At 70.2% G+C, this 19,498-nt stretch carries 20 protein-coding genes; 10 read left to right on the forward strand and 10 right to left on the reverse strand.

What is annotated here, in order from left to right:
- The coding region (locus tag ACWDS7_RS33535) for a S1 family peptidase (protein ID WP_451932525.1) at positions 1–1,483 on the reverse strand (1,483 nt) is incomplete at its 3' end.
- A gap of 271 nt (positions 1,484–1,754) precedes the next feature.
- Entirely contained in the window at positions 1,755–2,312 is a 558-nt protein-coding gene (locus ACWDS7_RS33540; protein ID WP_306862899.1) for an RNA polymerase sigma factor, read from the reverse strand.
- 101 nt (positions 2,313–2,413) lie between these two features.
- On the opposite strand from ACWDS7_RS33540, the gene ACWDS7_RS33545 reads away from it, so the two are divergent.
- Entirely contained in the window at positions 2,414–3,838 is a 1,425-nt protein-coding gene (locus ACWDS7_RS33545; protein ID WP_451932526.1) for an alpha,alpha-trehalose-phosphate synthase (UDP-forming), read from the forward strand.
- A gap of 215 nt (positions 3,839–4,053) precedes the next feature.
- On the forward strand, positions 4,054–5,211 hold the full coding sequence (locus ACWDS7_RS33550; RefSeq protein ID WP_451932527.1) for an MFS transporter: 1,158 nt from the start codon (positions 4,054–4,056) through the stop codon (positions 5,209–5,211).
- Here ACWDS7_RS33550 and ACWDS7_RS33555 read toward each other — a convergent pair.
- The 3 genes from ACWDS7_RS33555 to ACWDS7_RS33565 form a co-directional block, all read right to left on the reverse strand.
- Entirely contained in the window at positions 5,198–5,803 is a 606-nt protein-coding gene (locus ACWDS7_RS33555; protein WP_451932528.1) for a hypothetical protein, read from the reverse strand. The two genes, ACWDS7_RS33550 and ACWDS7_RS33555, sit on opposite strands and share 14 nt — an antisense overlap.
- Positions 5,804–5,838: 35 nt before the next feature.
- Positions 5,839–6,612 carry a trehalose-phosphatase gene (otsB, locus tag ACWDS7_RS33560; RefSeq protein ID WP_451932529.1) on the reverse strand — a complete coding sequence of 258 codons (774 nt, stop codon included), beginning with the start codon at positions 6,610–6,612 and terminating at the stop codon, positions 5,839–5,841.
- 101 nt (positions 6,613–6,713) lie between these two features.
- Positions 6,714–7,016, reverse strand: a complete 303-nt coding sequence (locus tag ACWDS7_RS33565) for a DUF3263 domain-containing protein (protein WP_306862887.1) — start codon at positions 7,014–7,016, stop codon at positions 6,714–6,716.
- 143 nt (positions 7,017–7,159) lie between these two features.
- Between ACWDS7_RS33565 and ACWDS7_RS33570 the strand changes: the two genes are divergently transcribed.
- The 4 genes from ACWDS7_RS33570 to ACWDS7_RS33585 all read left to right on the forward strand — a co-directional run bounded on the left by ACWDS7_RS33570 (position 7,160) and on the right by ACWDS7_RS33585 (position 10,196).
- Positions 7,160–7,963 (forward strand): SAM hydrolase/SAM-dependent halogenase family protein, encoded by an 804-nt coding sequence (locus ACWDS7_RS33570; RefSeq protein ID WP_451932530.1) that lies wholly within the window; start codon positions 7,160–7,162, stop codon positions 7,961–7,963.
- A gap of 91 nt (positions 7,964–8,054) precedes the next feature.
- Positions 8,055–8,459: a Zn-ribbon domain-containing OB-fold protein gene (locus tag ACWDS7_RS33575; RefSeq protein WP_451932531.1), complete on the forward strand. Its 405-nt coding sequence runs from the start codon at positions 8,055–8,057 to the stop codon at positions 8,457–8,459.
- Positions 8,456–9,640, forward strand: coding sequence for a lipid-transfer protein (locus ACWDS7_RS33580; RefSeq protein ID WP_451932532.1), 1,185 nt, complete (start codon positions 8,456–8,458; stop codon positions 9,638–9,640). Before ACWDS7_RS33575 ends, ACWDS7_RS33580 begins: the two co-directional genes overlap by 4 nt.
- A gap of 130 nt (positions 9,641–9,770) precedes the next feature.
- Positions 9,771–10,196: a hypothetical protein gene (locus tag ACWDS7_RS33585; protein WP_451932533.1), complete on the forward strand. Its 426-nt coding sequence runs from the start codon at positions 9,771–9,773 to the stop codon at positions 10,194–10,196.
- A gap of 156 nt (positions 10,197–10,352) precedes the next feature.
- Here ACWDS7_RS33585 and ACWDS7_RS33590 read toward each other — a convergent pair whose 3' ends face one another.
- From ACWDS7_RS33590 to ACWDS7_RS33610, 5 genes are all read right to left on the reverse strand, one after another.
- The gene (locus tag ACWDS7_RS33590) at positions 10,353–11,366 is read right to left on the reverse strand and encodes an ABC transporter ATP-binding protein (protein ID WP_451932534.1); all 1,014 of its coding nucleotides are present in this window, start codon (positions 11,364–11,366) and stop codon (positions 10,353–10,355) included.
- The gene (locus ACWDS7_RS33595) at positions 11,350–12,387 is read right to left on the reverse strand and encodes an ABC transporter ATP-binding protein (RefSeq protein ID WP_306862870.1); all 1,038 of its coding nucleotides are present in this window, start codon (positions 12,385–12,387) and stop codon (positions 11,350–11,352) included. The genes ACWDS7_RS33590 and ACWDS7_RS33595 overlap by 17 nt, the downstream gene beginning before the upstream one ends.
- Before the next feature lie 9 nt (positions 12,388–12,396).
- A complete protein-coding gene (locus ACWDS7_RS33600; protein ID WP_306862867.1) occupies positions 12,397–13,323 on the reverse strand; it encodes an ABC transporter permease in 927 nt (308 codons plus the stop codon).
- Positions 13,316–14,239 carry an ABC transporter permease gene (locus ACWDS7_RS33605; protein WP_306862865.1) on the reverse strand — a complete coding sequence of 308 codons (924 nt, stop codon included), beginning with the start codon at positions 14,237–14,239 and terminating at the stop codon, positions 13,316–13,318. The genes ACWDS7_RS33600 and ACWDS7_RS33605 overlap by 8 nt, the downstream gene beginning before the upstream one ends.
- 121 nt (positions 14,240–14,360) lie before the next feature.
- Entirely contained in the window at positions 14,361–16,004 is a 1,644-nt protein-coding gene (locus ACWDS7_RS33610) for a peptide ABC transporter substrate-binding protein (protein ID WP_451932535.1), read from the reverse strand.
- A 503-nt stretch (positions 16,005–16,507) separates the two neighbouring features.
- Here ACWDS7_RS33610 and ACWDS7_RS33615 point away from each other — a divergent pair.
- The 4 genes from ACWDS7_RS33615 (at position 16,508) to ACWDS7_RS33630 (ending at position 19,338) form a co-directional block, all read left to right on the forward strand.
- On the forward strand, positions 16,508–17,458 hold the full coding sequence (locus tag ACWDS7_RS33615) for an ABC transporter permease (protein WP_306862861.1): 951 nt from the start codon (positions 16,508–16,510) through the stop codon (positions 17,456–17,458).
- Complete coding sequence (locus ACWDS7_RS33620) at positions 17,451–18,305, forward strand: ABC transporter ATP-binding protein (RefSeq protein ID WP_306862858.1); 855 nt, start codon at positions 17,451–17,453, stop codon at positions 18,303–18,305. Before ACWDS7_RS33615 ends, ACWDS7_RS33620 begins: the two co-directional genes overlap by 8 nt.
- 153 nt (positions 18,306–18,458) lie before the next feature.
- Positions 18,459–18,980, forward strand: coding sequence for a YbhB/YbcL family Raf kinase inhibitor-like protein (locus ACWDS7_RS33625; RefSeq protein WP_451932536.1), 522 nt, complete (start codon positions 18,459–18,461; stop codon positions 18,978–18,980).
- 178 nt (positions 18,981–19,158) lie between these two features.
- Entirely contained in the window at positions 19,159–19,338 is a 180-nt protein-coding gene (locus ACWDS7_RS33630; RefSeq protein WP_306862854.1) for a hypothetical protein, read from the forward strand.
- The last annotated feature ends 160 nt before the right edge of the window (positions 19,339–19,498 follow it).

Genomic DNA, 19,498 nt, shown 5'->3' on the forward strand with positions numbered 1-19,498 from the left:
AGCCCAGGGCGTAGGGGCCGGAGCCGCGTGAGGCGTACACGCGATAGCGGTAGTAACCCGGCGTGCCGGTGTAATCGATCTTCTCGTCGGGGCCCGGCCCCTCCGAGAGGGCGACCGTGAGCCAGCCGAGGGCGCCCCATTTCTGGAGATAGAGGTCGAAGTCGACGCCGTCGGCGGCGTCCAGGCAGCCGGAGTGGAGGCCCGTGACGCTCGCCCGGTAGTAGCGGTTGTCGGGCTGGTAGGCGCCCTGACCGGCGCTCAGCCTGCCGGTGACGTTCTTCGGGTAACCCTTGCAGGCCGCGACGGCCGGCGGACTGCCGCCGTCGGTCACCAGGGTGAGGCCGTAGGTCGTGAGGATCTCGCCGAGCGGCTGGAAGTAGGTGACGCCGCCCGTGGTGCAGTTGCCGGAGCCGCCGGAGGTGACCCCCTGGGCCTGGTCCTGGGAGACGAAGGAGCCCCCGGAGTCGCCGGGCTCGGCGCACACGTTGGTGCGGGTCAGCTCGTAGATGCTCCCCTGGGGGTAGGCGACGCTGGCGTCGCGCTGCAGGACCGTGCCGCAGTGCCAGTCGGTGGTGGAGCCGGCCCGGCAGACCGAGGCGCCCTCGATGGCCACCCTGGAGCCTCTGACGCGCACGGTGCCGCCGCTGCCGTTGTTCACCAGCGGCCTGGGCGTCCAGTTGGCGTTCACGGCGACCCAGGAGAAGTCGCTGCCCGGGAAGGTCGACCCCCGGAAGACGCCCTGGGCCGCCCGGTTGAAACCGGTGGTGGTCTCGTCCACCTTGCCGCAGTGGCCGGCGCTGACGAAGCCCTTCTGGGCTCCGCGGGTCACGGAGAAGCCGATCGAGCAGCGGTGCACGGTGCCGATGTAGTAGGGGTCGCCGCCCACCAGGTCGTAGAAGGGCCGGGGGTCCTCGCCGGAGGGCAGCACGCTCACCACGGCCCCGTCCATGTCGATGCTCTTCATGATGACCTCGGTCTCCGAGGTCTCCTTGGACAGGACGACGACCTTGTTGGTCTTCACGTCGATGTAGCTCACCGTCCCGCCCTTCGGGCGGCCGAGCAGAACCTCGTCGATCTTCTTCTTGGTCGACACGAGCTTCGTCATCGACGTGCCGACGACCTCGGGCCGGGCGCCGCCGGCGATGATCTGGGGGATGTCGGCGGGGTCGGTGGTGGCCACCACGAGGATCTGCGCGGTGGTCCCGACGAACCAGGAGCCGCCGAAGTGCGGGCCCAGCCGGTGGCGGAGGTCCTCCTCGACCAGCGCCAGGCGGGCCTCGTTGGCCAGGCGGGCGTGGACCTGTTCCCGGCTGAGACCGAGATCGCGCTCAAGCGCCTCGATCATGCCCGGCGGCGGGTTCCAGGCGGTCAGGACCGCCGGGCTGTCCGCCGTCCGGTGCCTGGCGACGGCCGGGGCGGCCGTCAGGGCAAGTGCGGCGAGCGCCAGGACACACCCCGCCGCAAGGGAACGTCTGTGGGACATGGGTCTCTCCTCGACCTCGGCCTTCCGGGCATGAGGGGGGAGAGCGCCCCAATCGCCGCTTGATCATGCGACATGGGCAACGCCACCTTAATTCAGGCGTTGCCACTCAAGGCCGTAGAAGCCGAACGCCACGCGGGAGACGATTCCGAACGCCCCGCCGGTGCGCCCCGGACCGCGCGGGCGCACACGGGCCCGCCCCGGACCCGGACTGCTCTGAACCGCCTCGGACCGTCCCGCCGTCCCCGGACCCGGACCGCCGCGCCGGGGTCTCTCAGAACCCGTAGGCGTCGCCCAGCGCGCCCTGGACGTATTTGCGCGCCTGGTGGATGCGGGACTTGGCGGTGCCGAGCGGGATGCCGAGCTGCTCGGCCACCTCGTTGTAGTCGAGCTGGCAGATGTCGCGCAGCACCAGCGCCTGGGCCAGCTCCGGCTTGTCGGCCTCCAGCGCCTCCATCGCGTCGAGCAGGTCCAGCCGGGACCCGGCGATCACGCTCACCCGGGCGACGTCGGGCTTCTGCAGCGGCAGCTCGTCGGAGCTCTGCTCGGCCGAGCGCCGCTTCAGCGACCGGTAGGTGGTACGGGCGCAGTTGGCGGTCACGATGTGCAGCCAGGTGGTGAACCGGGCCCGCCCCTCGAAGCGGCCGATGTTGCGGGCCACCGCCAGTAGCGTGTCCTGGGAGGCCTCCTCGGCGTCCTGCCGGTAGGGCAGGATGCGCCCGCAGTGGCGGAGCACGTCCGGTTCGATCCGCTTCAGCAGCTCACCCAGCGCGCGATGGTCACCCCCGGCGGCCATGCGGGCCAGTTCCTCGGTCGTCTCGTCCAGCGCCATCAAGGGCCCCCATCACCGGTCACAGTCGCTCGACATCCTACGGTCGAGGGTTATGTTTGGTTAACCTTCGGGACAAGCATGTCCCTAGGCGAGGGGGTCTGATGAACGCGATCCTGGTGGCTTCCAACCGCGGTCCCGTCTCGTTCACGCTCTCCGAGGACGGCTCCCTGAGCATGCGCAGGGGCGGAGGCGGCCTGGTCTCGGGGCTGGCGGAGGTCGCCAAGGGTCTCAACATGCTCTGGGTCTGCGCCGCGCTGTCCGACGGCGACCGCAGCGCGGCGCGGCTGGCGCCCGGCGGCCGGCTCGACCACGCCGGCTACGACACCGGGGCGGTGCGGATGCTCGACATCCCCCCGACGATCTTCCACCGGGCCTACAACGCGGTGGCGAACTCCACTCTCTGGTTCGTCAACCACCTCCTGTACGACACCCCCAACAGGCCGCACTTCGACGCCAGGTTCCGCCGCGAGTGGGAGTCCTACCAGGCGTACAACGAGGCTTTCGCGACGGCGCTGGCCGAGGAGGCGGCGCACGGCGCCAGGGTGATGGTCCAGGACTACCACCTGACCCTCGTCCCGGCCATGCTGCGGGGCGAGCGGCCCGACCTGCGGGTGGCCCACTTCTCACACACCCCGTGGGCGCCGCCGGAGTATTTCAACCTGCTCCCCGACGGCGTCGGGATCGAACTGCTCGAAGGCATCCTGGGCGCCGACCACGCGGGGTTCCTGACCGCGCGCTGGGCCGGGGCCTTCATGGACTGCTGCGAGACGGTGCTCGGCGCGGAGGTGGACCGCGCCGCCCGTACCGTCACCCACGGCGGCAGGACCACCCGGATCGGCGTGCACGGCCTCGGCGTGGACGGTGAGACGCTCTGGGCGCGGGCCCGCGAACCCGACGTCGAGTCGCACATGGCCGCCCTCCGCGAGCAGGTCGGCGACCGCAAGCTGATCGTGCGGATCGACCGGACCGAGCTGTCCAAGAACATCGTCCGGGGGCTGACCGCCTACCGGGAGTTCCTGGCGGCCCACCCCGAGTGGCACGGCAGGGTCGTGCACCTCGCCTTCGCCTACCCCTCCCGGCACGATCTTCCCGAATACCGCGAATACACCGCGGCGGTGCAGCGCTGCGCCCAGGAGATCGAGGACGAGTACGCCACCGAGGACTGGGCCCCGGTGATCCTCAACGTGCACGACGACTACCCGCGCTCGCTGGCCGCCTACCGGCTGGCCGACGTGCTGCTGGTCAACCCGATCCGCGACGGCATGAACCTGGTGGCCAAGGAGGGCCCCGTCCTGTCGCCGCGCAGCGCGCTGGTCCTGTCCCGCGAGGCCGGCGCCGCCGCCGAGCTGGGCCAGCACGCTCTCCTGGTCAACCCCTACGACGTCTCGGCCACGGCCGCCGCCCTCCATGAGGGCCTGGTCATGCCCGAGGACGAACGCGCCCGCCGGGGCGCCCTCCTGGCCGCCGCCGCCACCGCGCTCCCCCCGCACCGCTGGTTCTCCGACCAGCTCGCCGCCCTCAAATGAGCCCCGCGCCCCGCAGGTGAGGTCCCCGGGTGAGCCCCGCGTCCCGCGAGTGAGCCTCGCGGGCGAGCCCCGCACTCCACGGGTGAGCGCCCTCAAGTGGGCCTCCGCGGATGGGCCCCCGGAGAACGGCTCGGCGACGAGCTCTCGGAATGTCCGGCCCGTCATGAGATAGTCCCCATGGAAGTCTCGACCCGCCACCTGCCCGGGGGAGCCAGTTGACCACGATCGCGCCCGTCCGGCTGACCCGTGATCGCGCGACCTGGCTCGTCTACCTGCAGCTCGGCGTCTTCGCCACCTACCTGTACGGCCTCAGCGCCGCCCTCCCCATGCTCCGCATCGACCAGGGGGTGTCGCAGGCGGTCGCCGGACTGCACGGCACCGCGATGGCGGTCGGCAGCATCCTCACCGGGCTCGCGCTGCCCTGGCTGACCAGGAGGATCGGCCGCCGGGCCGTCACCTGGACGGGCCTGGCCGGGATGAACGCCGGCGTGCTGCTGGTGGTGGCGGGCACCGCGCTGCCTGTCACCCTTCTCGGGTACGGCATCGCCAGCGGGATGGCGTCGATCACCCTCTACGCGGGCATGGCCGCGCTCAGCGACCACCACGGCCCGGCGGGCGCGGCGGCGATCAGCGAGGCCAACGCCGTCGGGGTGAGCGTCGGCATCACCGCGCCGTTCGTCGTCGCCTCCGCCGCGCAGACCGCGCTCGGCTGGCGGGCGGCGCTGTTGATGACCCCGGTCCTGACCGTGCTGCTCGCGCTGACCATGGGCCGCGTCTGGATCCCCGAGCGCGCCGGCGCCGAGGTCCGCCCCGGTCCGGAGGGCGGGGCGCGCCTCGGCTGGCGCTTCCACGTCGCGGGGGCCGTGCTGTTCTGCTGCGTCGCGCTGGAGTTCTGCTTCAACCTGTGGGCGGCGAAGCTCTTCGCCGACCGGACCGGCCTGTCGGCGGCGGTGGCGGCGACCGGGCTGACCGCGTTCACCGCCGGCCTGGCGGCCGGCCGCTTCGCCGGAGCACGGCTGGCCCTGTGGGTGCGGCCCCCGGTCCTGCTCGTCGGCGCCCTCGCGCTCACCGCCACCGGCTGGACGCTGTTCTGGCTGAGCCGCGACCCCGTGCTCTCCTACACGGGCCTGGCCCTGTCCGGGCTGGGGGTCTCGCTGCACTTCCCGCTGGCCCTGTCGCGCGTGCTGGACGCCTCCGGCGGACGGCCGGACCAGGCCACGGCCATCGCCTCCATCCTCGCCGGCCTCGCGGTCGGCATAGGCCCCCTCCTGCTCGGCGCGCTGGCCGACGGCTTCGGCATCCGGTGGGCGTTCGTGATGGTCCCCGTCCTGGTCGGGCTGGCCGTCGGCGGGGTCCTGGTCAGCTCCAGCTAGCGCGCCTCAGCGTGTCCGCCAGGCCGGGGGTGTTCCAGACGTCCACCACGAGGATCTTGGACTTGGGCAGATACCACTCGCGCTGGTCGAAGGTGGCGGTCTGCTCGCCGTTGCTGTGCTTGACGCACCGGCCGAACCAGGACCGGTAGTCGGCCTTGTGCCCGGGGCCGACCTGGCGCACGCCGACGGCGGTGGCCTTGCCGAGGACCTGGCCGTACTTGCCGTTGAAGGGGCAGGCCTGCACGTCGCTGGCGGGGTAGAAGGGCTGCTCGGGCGTGTAGGCGGAGAACCCCTCGTGGCCGTACTTCAGAACCTTCGGGCCGAAGATCCAGAAGGCGTCGCACTTCGGGGTGAAGTAGCCGGCGGAGGGCTTGCCGCACGCCCCGGTGATCACCTTGACCCGGTCGCCGTCGCGATACACCTGCCAGCCGGAGGGGATCGTCAGGCTCATCCCCCGGAAGGACAGGGTCTGCGTGGCCGACGCGGAGGCGGACGTGGTCGAGGCGGAGGCGGTCGAGGCGGAGGCGGCCGCCGGGACGGCGAGCATGGCGGCGCCGGCCAGCGCGGCGAGGGCGTAAACGGTCTTTCTCATGCCGCGAAAGCTATCGGCCGCGACTTGACGATGACTTAACTCTCAATGGCATCGGAGATCGAGCCGAGCAGTTCCATCACCCCGTCGGGCCCGTCCACCACGATGTCGGCCTCCACGGCCAGCTCGGCCGAGCCGCTGAACACCGTCACCCCCGGCAGCCCTGAGGCCCGCACGGCCGCGAAGGCCGCCAGGTCTCCCAGGTCGTCGCCGGCGAACAGCACCGAGCGCGCCCCCCGCTCCCGCAGGAAGGCGCTCAGCGCCATCCCCTTGTCCGTCCCGGGCGGCCGCAGCTCCAGCACGAACTTGCCCGGTTCCACCGTCAGCCCCGCCTCGGCCGCCAGCTTGGCGACCGGCTCGCGCAGCGCGTCGAGCACGGCCTGCGGCTCGGCGGTCCGCCGGGTGTGCACGGCCACCGCCCGCTCCTTGTCCTCGATCACGGCCCCGTCGAAGCGCGAGACCAGCGAGGGCAGCTCCGCCCGGACCCGCGCCAGGCCGGGGTGGGGAGGCGGCGCGGTGAGCGTGCCCGCCTCCCAGCGTTCGAGGCCGTAGTGGCCCAGCACCACCAGCCCCGGCACCCCGGCCAGGGAGCCGTACTCGACGGCCGTGGCGGCCGGGCGGCCGGTGACGACCGCCACGGCGCCGACCAGCCCACCGAGCCTGGCCAGCGTCGCGGGGCCGTCCGGGTGGATCCTGGCCGCCGCCGGGTCGGACACGATCGGGGAGAGCGTGCCGTCGAAGTCGAGCCCGATCACCGCCCCCGCGGGGTCGTCGATGATCGCCCGCAGTCCGTCGGGAGTGTCCACGGTCATGCTCGCTCGGCTCCTCGTCGGCTCCGCCGTCCTGCCCGGCTCATGTGGCTCGTCCTCCAGGGGTCGGCCCGGCTGCTTGTCTGTCTGGCCGTACCCACGGATCAGGGGCGCAAGCCCATCCGCCGGGCGGCGCGGTCGCGCCGGCGGGTCTCGCGGAGCCGGCGCAGGCGCTTGACCAGGATCGGATCGTGGGCGAGCGCCTCGGGCCTGTCGATGAGCTCGCCGAGGAGCTGGTAGTAGCGGGTGGCCGAGATGTCGAAGGTCTCACGGATGGCCTGCTCCTTGGCCCCCGCGTGGCGCCACCACTGGCGCTCGAAGGCGAGAAGCTCCCGCTCCCGGTCGGTGAGAGCCCGCGGGGCCGGCTCCTGGGCAGCACTGTCACCGGGGATCGGCGCAGTGTCCATTGGCTGTCCTCCTCGGTCGGGCACGCGATGGTCACACCGCGGGCGCACGGCCCGCTGCCAGGATAGTCGGGAATTTCGGGCTGTTTACGACGCATGCATTTCCGGCTGTTCACAGCGGATGCGGAGACGTACAGTCACCAGATGTGACCTCTGTCATCACTCTTCTCACCGACTACGGCCTGGAGGACGGCTACGTCGCCGCCTGCCACGGCGTGATCGTCGGCATCTCGCCGGAGTCGCGGATCATCGACGTGTGCCATCTGGTCCCCTCCGGCGACATACGGCGGGCCGCGGCGATTCTGGCGCAGACGATCCCCTATCTGCCCGCCGGCGTGCACATCGCCGTGGTGGATCCCGGCGGCGGCTCGCGCCGGGCCGTGGCGGTCGAGGCCGGCAGCCACGTGTTCCTCGGCCCGGACAACGGCGTGCTGTCATGGGCGGTCCACGCCAGCGGCGGCGCGAGGGCGGCATACGAGCTGACCAACGAGGATCTCTTCAGGAAACCGGTCTCGCCGACCTTCCACGGGCGTGACGTCTTCGCCCCCGTGGCGGCGCACCTGACGGTCGGGCGGAGCCTGGCCGAGCTGGGGCCGGAGATCTCCCTGGGGCGGCTGGTCTCGCTGCCCGCGCCGACCTCGCTGGTGCGCGAGGGCGTGGTGGAGGGCGAGGTGCTGTCGGTCGACCGCTACGGCAACACCCAGCTGTCGGTCGGCGCGCGCGACCTGGCGACGCTGGGAGTGCGGCCGGGCGACACGCTGGCGGTCTGGCTGGGCCGCAGGCAGATCTCGGTGCCGTTCCGGGAGACATACGCCGCGGTGGCCCCCGGAGAGCTGGTCGCCTTCGCCGACTCGGCGGGGCTGGTCGCGCTGGCGGTCAACTCCGGTGACGCCTCCCAGCGGCTGGGCCTCCCCCCGGGCGCCCACGTACGGCTGTCACCCGCCCCCTGAAGCACCGCGCCTGAAACACGGCGCCCCTGAAGCACGGCACCCGTCCCCCCTTGGGGATGTTACCTAGCAAGCGCTTGTGTAATATCCTGTTATGGACGCACCCGTGATCGACGGCTGGTTCACCGTGGACGGCGGCACCGCGCATCTGCTCGGCACCCGCTGCGCCGACTGCCGGACCGTCTGCTTCCCGCCCCGGACGGGGTTCTGCCCCAACCCGCGCTGCGCGGGCGAGAACCTGGCCGAGACGCGGCTCTCGCGCCGGGGCACCGTCTGGTCCTACACCAACGCCTACTACCCGCCCCCCGCGCCGTTCGTGGCGGCCGAGCCGTACACGCCGGTGACGCTGGCGGCGGTGGAGCTGGCCGAGGAGGGGATCGTCGTGCTCGGCCAGGTCAAGGACCTGACCGTGGAGGAACTGCACGTCGGCATGGAGCTGGAGCTGACCTGGGGCCCGCTCGCCGACGGCCCGCCGGTGTGGATGTGGGGCAGGCCGTGAGCGCCGTCGTCCTGGGTGCCGGGATGCACCCCTGGGGGAAGTGGGGACGGCCCTTCACCGAGTACGGCGTGGCCGCCGCCCGGGCCGCCCTGCGCGACGCGGACCTGGCCTGGACCGACGTCCAGTACGTGGTGGGCGCCGGCACGATCAGGAACGGCTATCCGGGATTCGTCGCCGGCGCGACGTTCGCCCAGGCGATGGGGTGGAGCGGCGCGCGGATCGCGTCCTGCTACGCGGCGTGCGCCTCGGGCGCCCAGGCCCTCGACATCGCCCGCACCCGGATCCTCGCCGGGCTCTGCGACGTGGCGATGGTCGTCGGCGCCGACTCCACGCCCAAGGGGTTCTTCAAGCCGGTGGGCGGCGACCGCCCGGACGATCCCGACTGGCTCCGGTTCCGGTTGCTCGGTGCCACCAACCCGGCGTACTTCGCGCTCTACGCGCGCAGGCGGATGGCCCTGTACGGCGACACCGCCGAGGACTTCGCCGCCGTCAAGGTCAAGAACGCCCTCGCCGGCTCCCTGAACGACAACGCCCGCTACCGCAGAACCGTCACAGCCGGACAGGTGCTGGACTCTCCCATGGTGGCCGATCCGCTGCGGCTGATGGACATCTGCGCCACCTCCGACGGCGCCGCCGCGCTGGTGCTGGCCTCGGAGGACTTCGCCCGCCGCCACGGCGCGCGCGGCCCCGTACGGCTCGCGGCCGTCTCCACCGTGACGCCGTCCTTCCCCGATACCGTGCTCGGACTGCCGGACTTCGCCACCGACTCCACCGCCGCGGTGCCGCCCCCCGAGCGGACCTTCCGCGCCTCCATCGCCCACGCCGCCTACGAGGAGGCCAGCCTGGGCCCCGGCGACCTGTCCTTCGCCGAGGTCTACGACCTGTCGACCGCGCTGGAGCTCGACTGGGTCGAGGAGATCGGTCTCTGCCCGCCCGGCGAGGCCGGCAAGCTGCTGCGCGCCGGGGACACCTCGCTCGGCGGCCGGATCCCGGTCAACCCCTCCGGCGGGCTCGCCTCCTTCGGCGAGGCCGTCCCGGCCCAGGCCATCGCGCAGGTCTGCGAGCTCACCTGGCAGCTCCGCGGGAGGGCCGGATCGCGCCAGATTACCGGGGCAAGGGTCGGCCTTGCCGCCAACCAGGGCTTGTTCGGCCACGGCTCCGCCATCATCGCCACTACTTGACGGAACCGAAGCATCAAGGTGTTGGACGCCTTCCCCGCAACCCGGAATACTCATCGCGACAACACGTAGTCACTCGGTTGCGGTGCGCATCACCGATGCGCCGCCCGAGTTGTCGGGGGAGAAAAAAATCATGATTCGTCGTCTTCTCATCACCACGGCCTGCGTCGGCGTCGCCGTCCTCGCGCCGGCCGCCGTCGCGTCCGCCTCCACCTCCAAGGCCGCGAACTGCTGCAACGACACCGTCATCGCGGGGGCCCCGGTCTTCGTCCCGACGGGCACCGTCACCTACGGCAACACCGTCATCCCGACCAGCGTGTCCTCCGGTTGCGGCGGCGGCGTGGTCTACGGCGGCTCGGTCTGCGGCTACGGCTACGGCGGCGGCGTCGTCTACGGCGGCGGCTACGGCTACGGCGGCGGCTACGGTTACGGCTACGGCCGCGGCGGCTACAACCGCGGCGGCACCGTGATCAGCCAGGGCAGCGGCGTCGGCCACGGCGTCGGCATCGGCGGCCTCGTCGGCATCGGCGGCGTCGGTGTCAGCGTCCTCGGCCGATAGTGGCGAGCGGACCGGTAACCGGTAACGGCAAGCGGTAACAAGCGGAGAGGGCGGCGTCCCCACATCTCGATGTGGGGGCGTCGCCCTCTCCGTTCTCCGGGATCCCGCGGGCCCCGCCGTGCCCTCCGGCGCGCGCCACGCTCGCGCACATGGCCCCTAGACGTGCACCACGTCGTGGGTCTCGGCGAAGTGGCAGGCGCTGGCGTGCGCGGTGCCCGGCCGGATCTGCAGCAGCGGCTCCTGTTCGGCGCAGATGTCCTGCGCCTTCCAGCACCTGGTGCGGAAGCGGCACCCCGACGGCGGGTTGGCCGGGGACGGCGGGTCGCCCTGGAGGATGATCCGCTCGCGCCGCTCGCGCCCCTCCGGGTCGGGCAGCGGCACCGCCGACAGCAGCGCCTGGGTGTAGGGGTGGGCGGGGCGGTCGTAGATCTCGGTGTCCTTACCGAGCTCGACCATCTTGCCCAGATACATCACACCGACCCGGTCGGAGATGTGACGGACCACCGACAGGTCGTGGGCGATGAAGATGTAGGCGAGGTCGAACTCGTTCTGCAGCCGCTCCAGCAGGTTGATGACCTGCGCCTGGATCGACACGTCGAGCGCCGACACCGGCTCGTCACAGACGATGATCTCCGGCTGGAGCGCCAGCCCCCTGGCGATGCCGATGCGCTGGCGCTGGCCGCCGGAGAACTGGTGCGGGTAGCGGTTGACGTGGTCGGGGTTGAGGCCCACGACCTCCAGCAGCTCCTGCACCTTGCGGCGGCGGCCCCCCTTGGGGACGACGTCCTGGTGGATCTCGTACGGCTCGCCGATGATGTCGCCCACGGTCATCCGGGGGTTCAGCGAGGTGTAGGGGTCCTGCATGACCATCTGGATGTTGCGGCGGACCCGCTTGAGCTCGCCGCCCCTGGCCTGGGCGATCTCCCGGCCGTTGATCCTCACCGAGCCGGAGGTCGGCCGCTCCAGCGCCATCAGGAGCTTGGCCAGCGTCGACTTGCCGCAGCCGGACTCGCCGACGATGCCGAGCGTCTCACCGCGCCGCAGGTCGAAGGAGACCCCGTCCACGGCCTTGATCGCACCGATCTGCTTCTTCATGACGATGCCCTGGTTCAGCGGGAAGTGCTTGACCAGGTCGCGGACCTCAAGGATCGGCTCACCCGTGGCTGCCATCGAGGACCTCCCTCCAGTAGTGACAGGCGCTGCTGCGTGTCGAGCCGATCTCGTGGAGAGGCGGCGCGTCGGTGACGCAGTTGTCCTGACGGTAGGGGCACCGGGGGTGGAAAGCACAGCCCGAGGGCATCGCGAGCAGGTTCGGCGGCATGCCCTTGATGGCGTACAGCTCCTGGCCCTTCTGGTCGACCCGGGGGATCGAGTCCAGCAGACCCTTGGTGTACGGGTGGGCGGGGGCCCGGTAGATGTCGTGCACGGGGGCGTTCTCCACGATCCGCCCGCCGTACATGACCGCGATCTTGTCGGCCACGTCGGCCACCACGCCGAGATCATGGGTGATCAGGATCAGGCCCATGTTGCTCTCGCGCTGCAGCTCGGCCAGGAGCTCCATGATCTGGGCCTGCACCGTCACGTCGAGCGCCGTGGTGGGCTCGTCGGCGATCAGCACCTCCGGGTCGAGCGCGATCGACATCGCGATCATGATGCGCTGGCGCATGCCGCCGGAGAACTGGTGCGGGTAGTCGTGCACCCGCTGCCTGGCGCCGGGGATGCGGACCCGGTCCATCAGCTCGACGGCCTTCTTCTCGGCGTCACGCCGGGAGGTGCCCCGGTGCACCCGGAACATCTCCCCGATCTGCGAGCCCACGGTGAAGACCGGGTTCAGCGCGGAGAGCGCGTCCTGGAAGATCATCGAGATCCGCTGGCCGCGGACCTGGGAGCGGCCCTCCTCGGTCAGCTTGAGCAGGTCCGTGCCCCGGAAGCGGATCTCGCCCCGGGGGATGCGGGCCGGCGGCATGTCGAGGATGCCCATGATCGCCTGGGCGGTCACCGACTTGCCGGAGCCCGACTCGCCGAGCACGGCGAGCGTCTCGCCGGGGTTCAGCGAGTAGCTGACCCCGTTGACCGCCTTGACGACGCCCTGTCTGGTGACGAACTCCACGTGCAGGTCGTCGACGGAGAGCAGGGGTTCGTCACCCAGGGCTCCCTCGGCGGGCAGCACCGACGTTGACGTCTTCTTCACAGGTCCCCCTTACCGCAGCTTCGGGTCGAGGGCGTCGCGGACGGCGTCGCCCAGCATGATGAAGGCCAGCACGGTCAGGCTCAGGAACAGCGCCGGGAACAGCAGCGGACCCGGAGCCTCCAGGAAGCGCTCCCGGGCATCGGAGATCATAAGTCCCCAGGAGATGTCAGGCGAGCGTAGACCGACCCCGAGGAAGGAGAGACCTGCCTCGGCGGCGATGAAGCCGCCCAGGTTGATCGTGGCGACCACGATCACGGACGCGACCGCGTTCGGCAGGATGTGCCGGAACATGATCCGGGGCGCGGAGGCGCCGAGCGCCCGGGCCGCGACCACGTAGTCCTGGCTCTTGGCGGTGATCACCGCGGCCCGCATGATGCGGAAGGTCATCGGCCAGGTCAGTACGGCCAGCGCCAGCATGACGGTCCAGACGTTGCCCGTGCGGAAGACCGCCAGGATGAGCAGGGCGCCGAGGATCGACGGGATCGCGAAGAAGATCTCGGTGATCCGGGAGAACAGGGTGTCGAGCGCGCCGCCCTTGAACCCCGCGACGAGGCCGAGCAGGCCGCCCACCAGCGCGGTGACGACCGTGGTCGTCACCCCCACCACGATCGAGTTGCGGGCGCCGTAGATCGTGCGGGCGTAGACGTCACAGCCCAGGTTGTCGGTGCCGAACCAGTGGGCGCCGCTCATGCCCTGCCGGGCCTCGGCGAGCCGGCAGCTCGCGGCGTCGAACGGGTTCACGGAGGTGAAGAGCCAGGGAAATATCGACATGATCAGAAAAATGCCGATAAGGACGGCCGAGCCGATGAAGAGCGGACGGCGGCGCAGGTCGTGCCAGGCGTCGCTCCACAGGCTCGCGGCCTTGGGGGGCCGGGGAGCCTTGGCCCGCTTGCCGTGCTTGGCGCGCCTGGCGGCCGGAGCAAGGGTGTCACTCATAACGGATCCTCGGGTCGAGCACGGCGTAGAGCAGGTCGACGACCAGGTTGGCCAGGATGTAGATCAGCACCAGCACGGTCACGATGCCGACGACGACGGACTGCTCGCGCAGGTAGACCGAGCTGAACAGCTGCTGGCCGATGCCCGGCAGGTTGAAGATGGTCTCGGTGATCACCGCCCCGCCCATCAGCGTGCCGAGGTCGGCGCCGAGATAGGTGACCAACGGGATCAGCGCGTTGCGCAGCGCGTGCCGCCCGACGACCCGGCGCCGGGGCAGGCCCTTGGCCACCGCGGTGCGGATGTAGTCGGCGCGCAGGGTCTCCACGAGACTGGTCCGGGTGAGCCGGGTGAGGTAGGCGATCGACGTCCCGGCGAGCACGAAGCCGGGCAGCAGGTAGCTGCGCCAGCCGTCCGTCACACCCGCGACGGGCAGCAGGCCGACCTTGACCCCCAGGAGCAGCTGGAGCACGAACCCGGTGACCAGCGTGGGGATGGAGATCAGCACCAGCGTGGAGGCCAGGACCATCGAGTCCTGGGCCCTGCCGTGGCGCAGCGCCGCGTAGAGGCCGAGGCCGACTCCGATGATCGCCTCCATGACCAGGGCGGTCATCGCCAGGTTGATGGTCACCTGGAACTTGCCGGCCATGATGTCGGTGACCGGCACCCCGGCGAAGGTGGTGCCGAAGTCGCCGCCGAACAGGCCCACGAGGTAGTACCAGTACTGCACCAGGAACGGATCGTTCAGGTGGTAGTGCTCCCGCAGGATGGCGGTGATGTTGGGGTCCACCCGCTTCTCGCCCGCCAGCGCCGCGATGGGGTCACCGGGCAGCGCGAAGACGATGGCGTAGATGAGCAGGGTGGCGCCCAGCAGGACAGGTATCGCCTGGACAAGGCGCCTGATGATGTAACGGCCCATTCAAGCCTCCCGTACACGCCTCGGGGACGGCCCCTCGCGACCGGCCGGGTCGTGCCGTGCGAGGGACCACCCGGAGGCAGCCCATGGGGCCGGGCTCACGCGCCCGGCCCGCCGCCGTCCGTCAGGCGACCTTCTCGACCTGGGTCCACTCGACCTGGTTGAGGAGGTTGAGCTTGATGCCCTTGACATGCTGGGAGAACGCGACGTTCGTCCGGTAGAAGTACACCGGGATGTACGGCAGTTCCTTGATCAGGATGTCGTCGGCCTGCTGGTAGTACTTCAGGCCCTGCGTCTGCGAGGCGGCACTGTCACCCTTGGCGAGGAGGTCGTCGAACTCCTTGTTGGACCAGCCCGCGTAGTTCGAGCCGGTCTTGATCGCGACGGTGGAGAAGACCGGGGTCAGGTAGTTCTCGGCGGACGGATAGTCGATCGCCCAGCCCATGCGGAACATGCCGCCGTAGGTCTTCTTGTCCAGCTCGTCGAGGATCGAGGCGAACTTCTCGAACGGCTTCACCGTGACCTGGACGCCGAGGTTGGCGCGGAGGTTGTTGGCGACGGCCTCGATCCACTCCTTGTGCGGACCGTCGGAGTTGTAGCCCAGCTCCAGCGTCTTGGGGCCGTTGTTCTCGGCGTACTGCGACTTGGCCTTGGCCGGGTCGTAGGTGCAGACCGCGCAGGCGCCGGGGCGGTAGCCGTCGAGCAGCGGGTTGATGAAGTCGTCGGCCGGGGCGCGGGTGCCGGAGAAGACCGTCTCGGCGATCGTCTTGCGGTCGATGGCCATGGAGATGGCCTCGCGGACCTTCACGTTCTCGTAGGTCTTGTTGTACTGCATCGGGAAGCCGATGTAGCCGACGCCGGCGTCGGCCTCGTCCATGTAGCGCTCACCGAGCTCGGCCTTGGCGCTGGCGATCGCCGACGGGGGCAGCGAGTCGTGGATGTCCAGGTTGCCGGCGCGCAGGTCGTTGAACGCGGTCTCGGAGCTCGCGTAGAGCCTGAACTGGAGCTTGTCGAACTTCGGCTTGTCCCCGGGGAACGCGTCGTAGCGGGTCAGGTTGATCATCTGGTCGGTGCCCTTGTTGTAGGGCTTGTCGAACTTGAAGTAGCCCTGGCCGATCGGCTGCTTGGCGTACGCCTCGGTGACCTTGCCGGCGTCGTCGAAGGCGGCCTTGGGCAGCGGGTAGAACGACGTGTAGCCCAGCATCGTCTTGAACTGCGAGAACGGCTTGGTGAGGGTGATCTGGAAGGTCCGGGAGGTGGCCGCGTCGCCGATGACCCTCAGGCCCTTCATCCCCTTGGCGGAGACGGTCTTGCCCTCGCCCGGGTTCAGGTCGGCCCAGCCCTCGACGCGGCTGAAGAAACCGTTGGCGCCCTGGGCGTTGTCCTGGTCGGCGGAGTAGTTCCAGGCGTCGACGTAGTTCTGCGCGATCAGCGGCTCCTTGTTGTGCCAGGTGTAGCCCGGCTTGAGCTTGATCGTCCAGACCTTGTTGTCGGTCGTCTTGATCGACTCGGCGACGTCGTTGACGACCTGCTTGTTCTCGTCGTAGCTGACCAGTGGGGCGAAGATGGCGGCCAGCACCTCGGAGCCCTCGGACTCGGTGGTGTCGCCGGGGTAGAAGAGCTTCTGCGGCTCGCCGAGTTCCATGCGCACGGGCTGGTCGGCCGAGGCCGTCCCACCACCCGCGGAGGTCTGGCCGCCGCACGCGGCCAGCCCCAGGGCGAGCAGCGCGGTACCGGCCGTGATCCGTGCGCCCTTAGTAACGCGCATAGTGGTAATTCCTCCCTTTACAGGCGGACGTCGCCGTTGAGGTCCCGGAGCCGGACGGCCAGGCGGAGGATGTTGTGGTCCCCCTGCCCTCGCCGTTCCGGCCAAGGTGTTGACGCCACACCAGTCGGACGCGACTATCCCGCACCGCTCCACACCTAAATGTCTCTGTGATGTTGCAGTTCGGTCACGCATGTGCCAGTTCGAGGCCATACGTCTACCGGCTTGACCAACCCGTGCCCACAGGCACACTAAAACCGGACACAAAGGTACATGTAGGACGCGAACGGTCACGCCAAAGTACCCCCGCCCCACGGGTGCTTGCATCCATTGCCCCCGCACGACCCTCGGCTGGGCTAACGTTGACCCCGTCGCAGGGGGACCGGAGGTTCGCAGGCGAACCGCACAATTGCCCTGGAACCTCTTCCGCGGAGATCCCGTCCAATGTGTGCGGCGGACCACCGCCGTAGGCACTTCAACCACTCGCATCCAATAGAGTCCTTGCCATGAGCCAGCCGGAATCCGCGATCGCGGACGCCCAGGCGGGCGGCCCGAATAACGGCACCCCTGACAAGGGGCAAGAGCCGCTGGCCAAGCTCGCCGAGCGTTACGGACTTCGGCGTGCCATCGCACGCCCCAGTCTGCCCGTCTACCTGCGCCAGTTGTGGGAACGACGGCACTTCGTCATGACCTACGCGACCTCGCGCAACGTCTCGAAGTACAGCAACTCAGCCCTGGGCCAGCTCTGGCAGGTCCTCACCCCCCTGCTCAACGCCGCCATCTACTTCCTGATGTTCGGCCTGATCCTCGGCGCGAGCAAGAACATTCCGAACTACCCGGCCTTCCTCATCACCGGGATGTTCGTCTTCACCTACACGCAGCGCTCGGTGAGCGGCGGCGCCAAGGCGATCTCCGGCAACCTGTCGCTGATCCGCGCCCTGCACTTCCCCCGCGCCGCGCTCCCGCTCGCATACACGATCCAGGAGTTCCAGCAGCTCCTGATCTCGATGGGCGTGCTGTTCGCGCTGGTGCTGATCACCGGCGAGCCGATCACCTGGTTCTGGCTGCTGATCCCGGTGGCCCTGCTGCTGCAGACGATGTTCAACATCGGCGCCAGCCTGGTCCTGGCCCGCGTGGGAGCCACCGCCCGCGACCTGAACCAACTGCTGCCCTTCATCACGCGCACCTGGCTCTACGCCTCCGGCGTGTTCTTCTCCATCGAGGAGAAGATCGTGGACCCGGTCCACGGGGCGGGCCTGCCGCAGTGGGTCGCCGACGTCATGTACTTCAACCCGGCCGCCGCCTACATCGAGCTGATGCGCGACCTGCTCATGCAGCACACGCAGCAGGCCGTCCGGCCGTGGGTCTGGATCGTCTGCGTATTCTGGGCGTTGTTCGCCCTGATCGGTGGCTTCTGGTACTTCTGGCGAGCCGAGGAGAAGTACGGCCGTGGCTGAGTTGACCGAGGAGCTGTCCAGCGTGAAGGCTGAGGAACCCCGCGTCCCCACCAAGGACGTCAGGGTGCACCCCAACCCGGACCCCGTCGGCAACAGCCGTACGGGCACTCCGACGGTCATCGTGGACGACCTGCACATCATCTACCGCGTGTACGGCGCGGCCACCGACGCCGAGAAGGGCAACGCGGCCAACGCCCTCATGCGGCTGCTCAAGCGCCAGGGCAGGCCGCAGATGAAGGAGGTCCACGCCGTCCGCGGCGTCTCCTTCGTGGCCTACCACGGCGACGCCATCGGCATCATCGGCCGCAACGGCTCGGGCAAGTCCACCATGCTGCGCGCCATCGCCGGACTGCTGCCGCCCCACTCGGGCGCGGTCTACACCGACGGCCAGCCCTCCCTGCTCGGCGTCAACGCCGCGCTGATGCGCGAGCTGACCGGCGAGCGCAACATCGTGCTGGGCTGCTACGCGATGGGCATGAACCCCGCGCAGGTGAAGGACAAATACGAGGAGATCGTCGACTTCTCCGGCATCGGCGAGTTCGTGCAGTTCCCCATGTCGACCTACTCCTCCGGCATGGGCGCCCGGCTCCGCTTCGCCATCGCCTCGGCCAAGGCCCACGACGTGCTGCTCATCGACGAGGCCCTGGCCACCGGCGACCGCGACTTCAAGCGCAAGAGCCAGGAGCGCATCAAGCAGATGCGCGACGAGGCCGGCACGGTCTTCCTGGTCGCGCACAACCTCGACGTGATCGAGGAGACCTGCAACCGGGTCATCTGGCTGCACAAGGGCAAGATCAAGATGGACGGCGACCCCAAGGCGGTGCTCGCCGCCTACAACAGCGCCTGACGGCACGCCCGGGCCCGCCGCAGCCTCCCCGTACGGCGAGGCGGCCGAGCGGCCCACGACGTGTCCACGGCGCGGGAGCCGCCGCCTGCGAGATCCTCCGGCGGCGGGGCAGGATGGGAGCGACCGACAAGACGCTCCTACCGGAGGTGAATCGTGTCCACACGGCCACCGATCCCATATGACTTCCTGCCCCAGGTCCCCGCGCTGACCGTCGAGAGCGACGACATCCGCGACGGCGAGACGCTGTCCGAGGCCCACGTGTTCGACGGCTGGGGCGCGACCGGGCAGAACATCTCACCGCACCTGCGCTGGTCGGGGGCCCCCGAGGGCACCCTCGGCTACGCGGTGACGTGCTTCGACCCCGACGCCCCCACCGGCAGCGGATTCTGGCACTGGCTGCTGTTCGACATCCCGGCCGAGGTGACCGAACTGCCCGCCGGAGCGGGCGGTGCCGACTCCGGCTTCGGCGTGCACGGCCGCAACGACTACAGCACCAACGCCTACGGCGGCGCTGCCCCGCCCCCCGGCTGGCCGCACCGCTACATCTTCGCGGTGCACGCCCTCGACGTGGACAAGCTGGGCGTGGACGCCGACACGCCGCCGGCCGTGGTGGGTTTCAACATCACCGCCCACACCCTGGCCCGCGGATACATCGTCCCGGTGTACGAGGTCTGAGGGCGGGCGGCCAGGTGTGGCGGTCGCGGCGCCGGAGCACGGCGGACCGGGCTCCGGCGCCCGTCGCCGGGCCCCCGCGCCTCAGCCGGGTCGCCGGTGCGCCTTCGGCGACAATCACTGACATCGTGATCGGCACTCCGCTATGATTCGAACGTTGTTTCGATCCTAGGAAGCCGTCATGGAGTGGGGGCGCGCGATGCGAGAGCTGTCGACCGCGATCGACCACCTGGCCACAGAGGACCCGTCCGAGATTCCCCGTCTCCAGCTCACCGAGCAACTCATCGAGCTGCACTGGCAGATGGCCAGACTTCAGGCCCAGATCGCCCGGCGCACCTCGGTGCGGGAGCCGGGCCTCTGAGACCAAGGAAGACCGGCCGGTGCGCACCGGCCGGTCTTCCTGTCACCGCGGATGTCCGGCTCCGTGGCGGACATCCCATGCCCGCGGAGTCTTGGCGCGATGGCGCAGCCATTTGGGGAGGCCGGTCAGCAGGTCGCGCTCCAGGCGGAACCGGGTGAGG

Source organism: Streptosporangium sp. NPDC003464 (genome assembly GCF_053588315.1).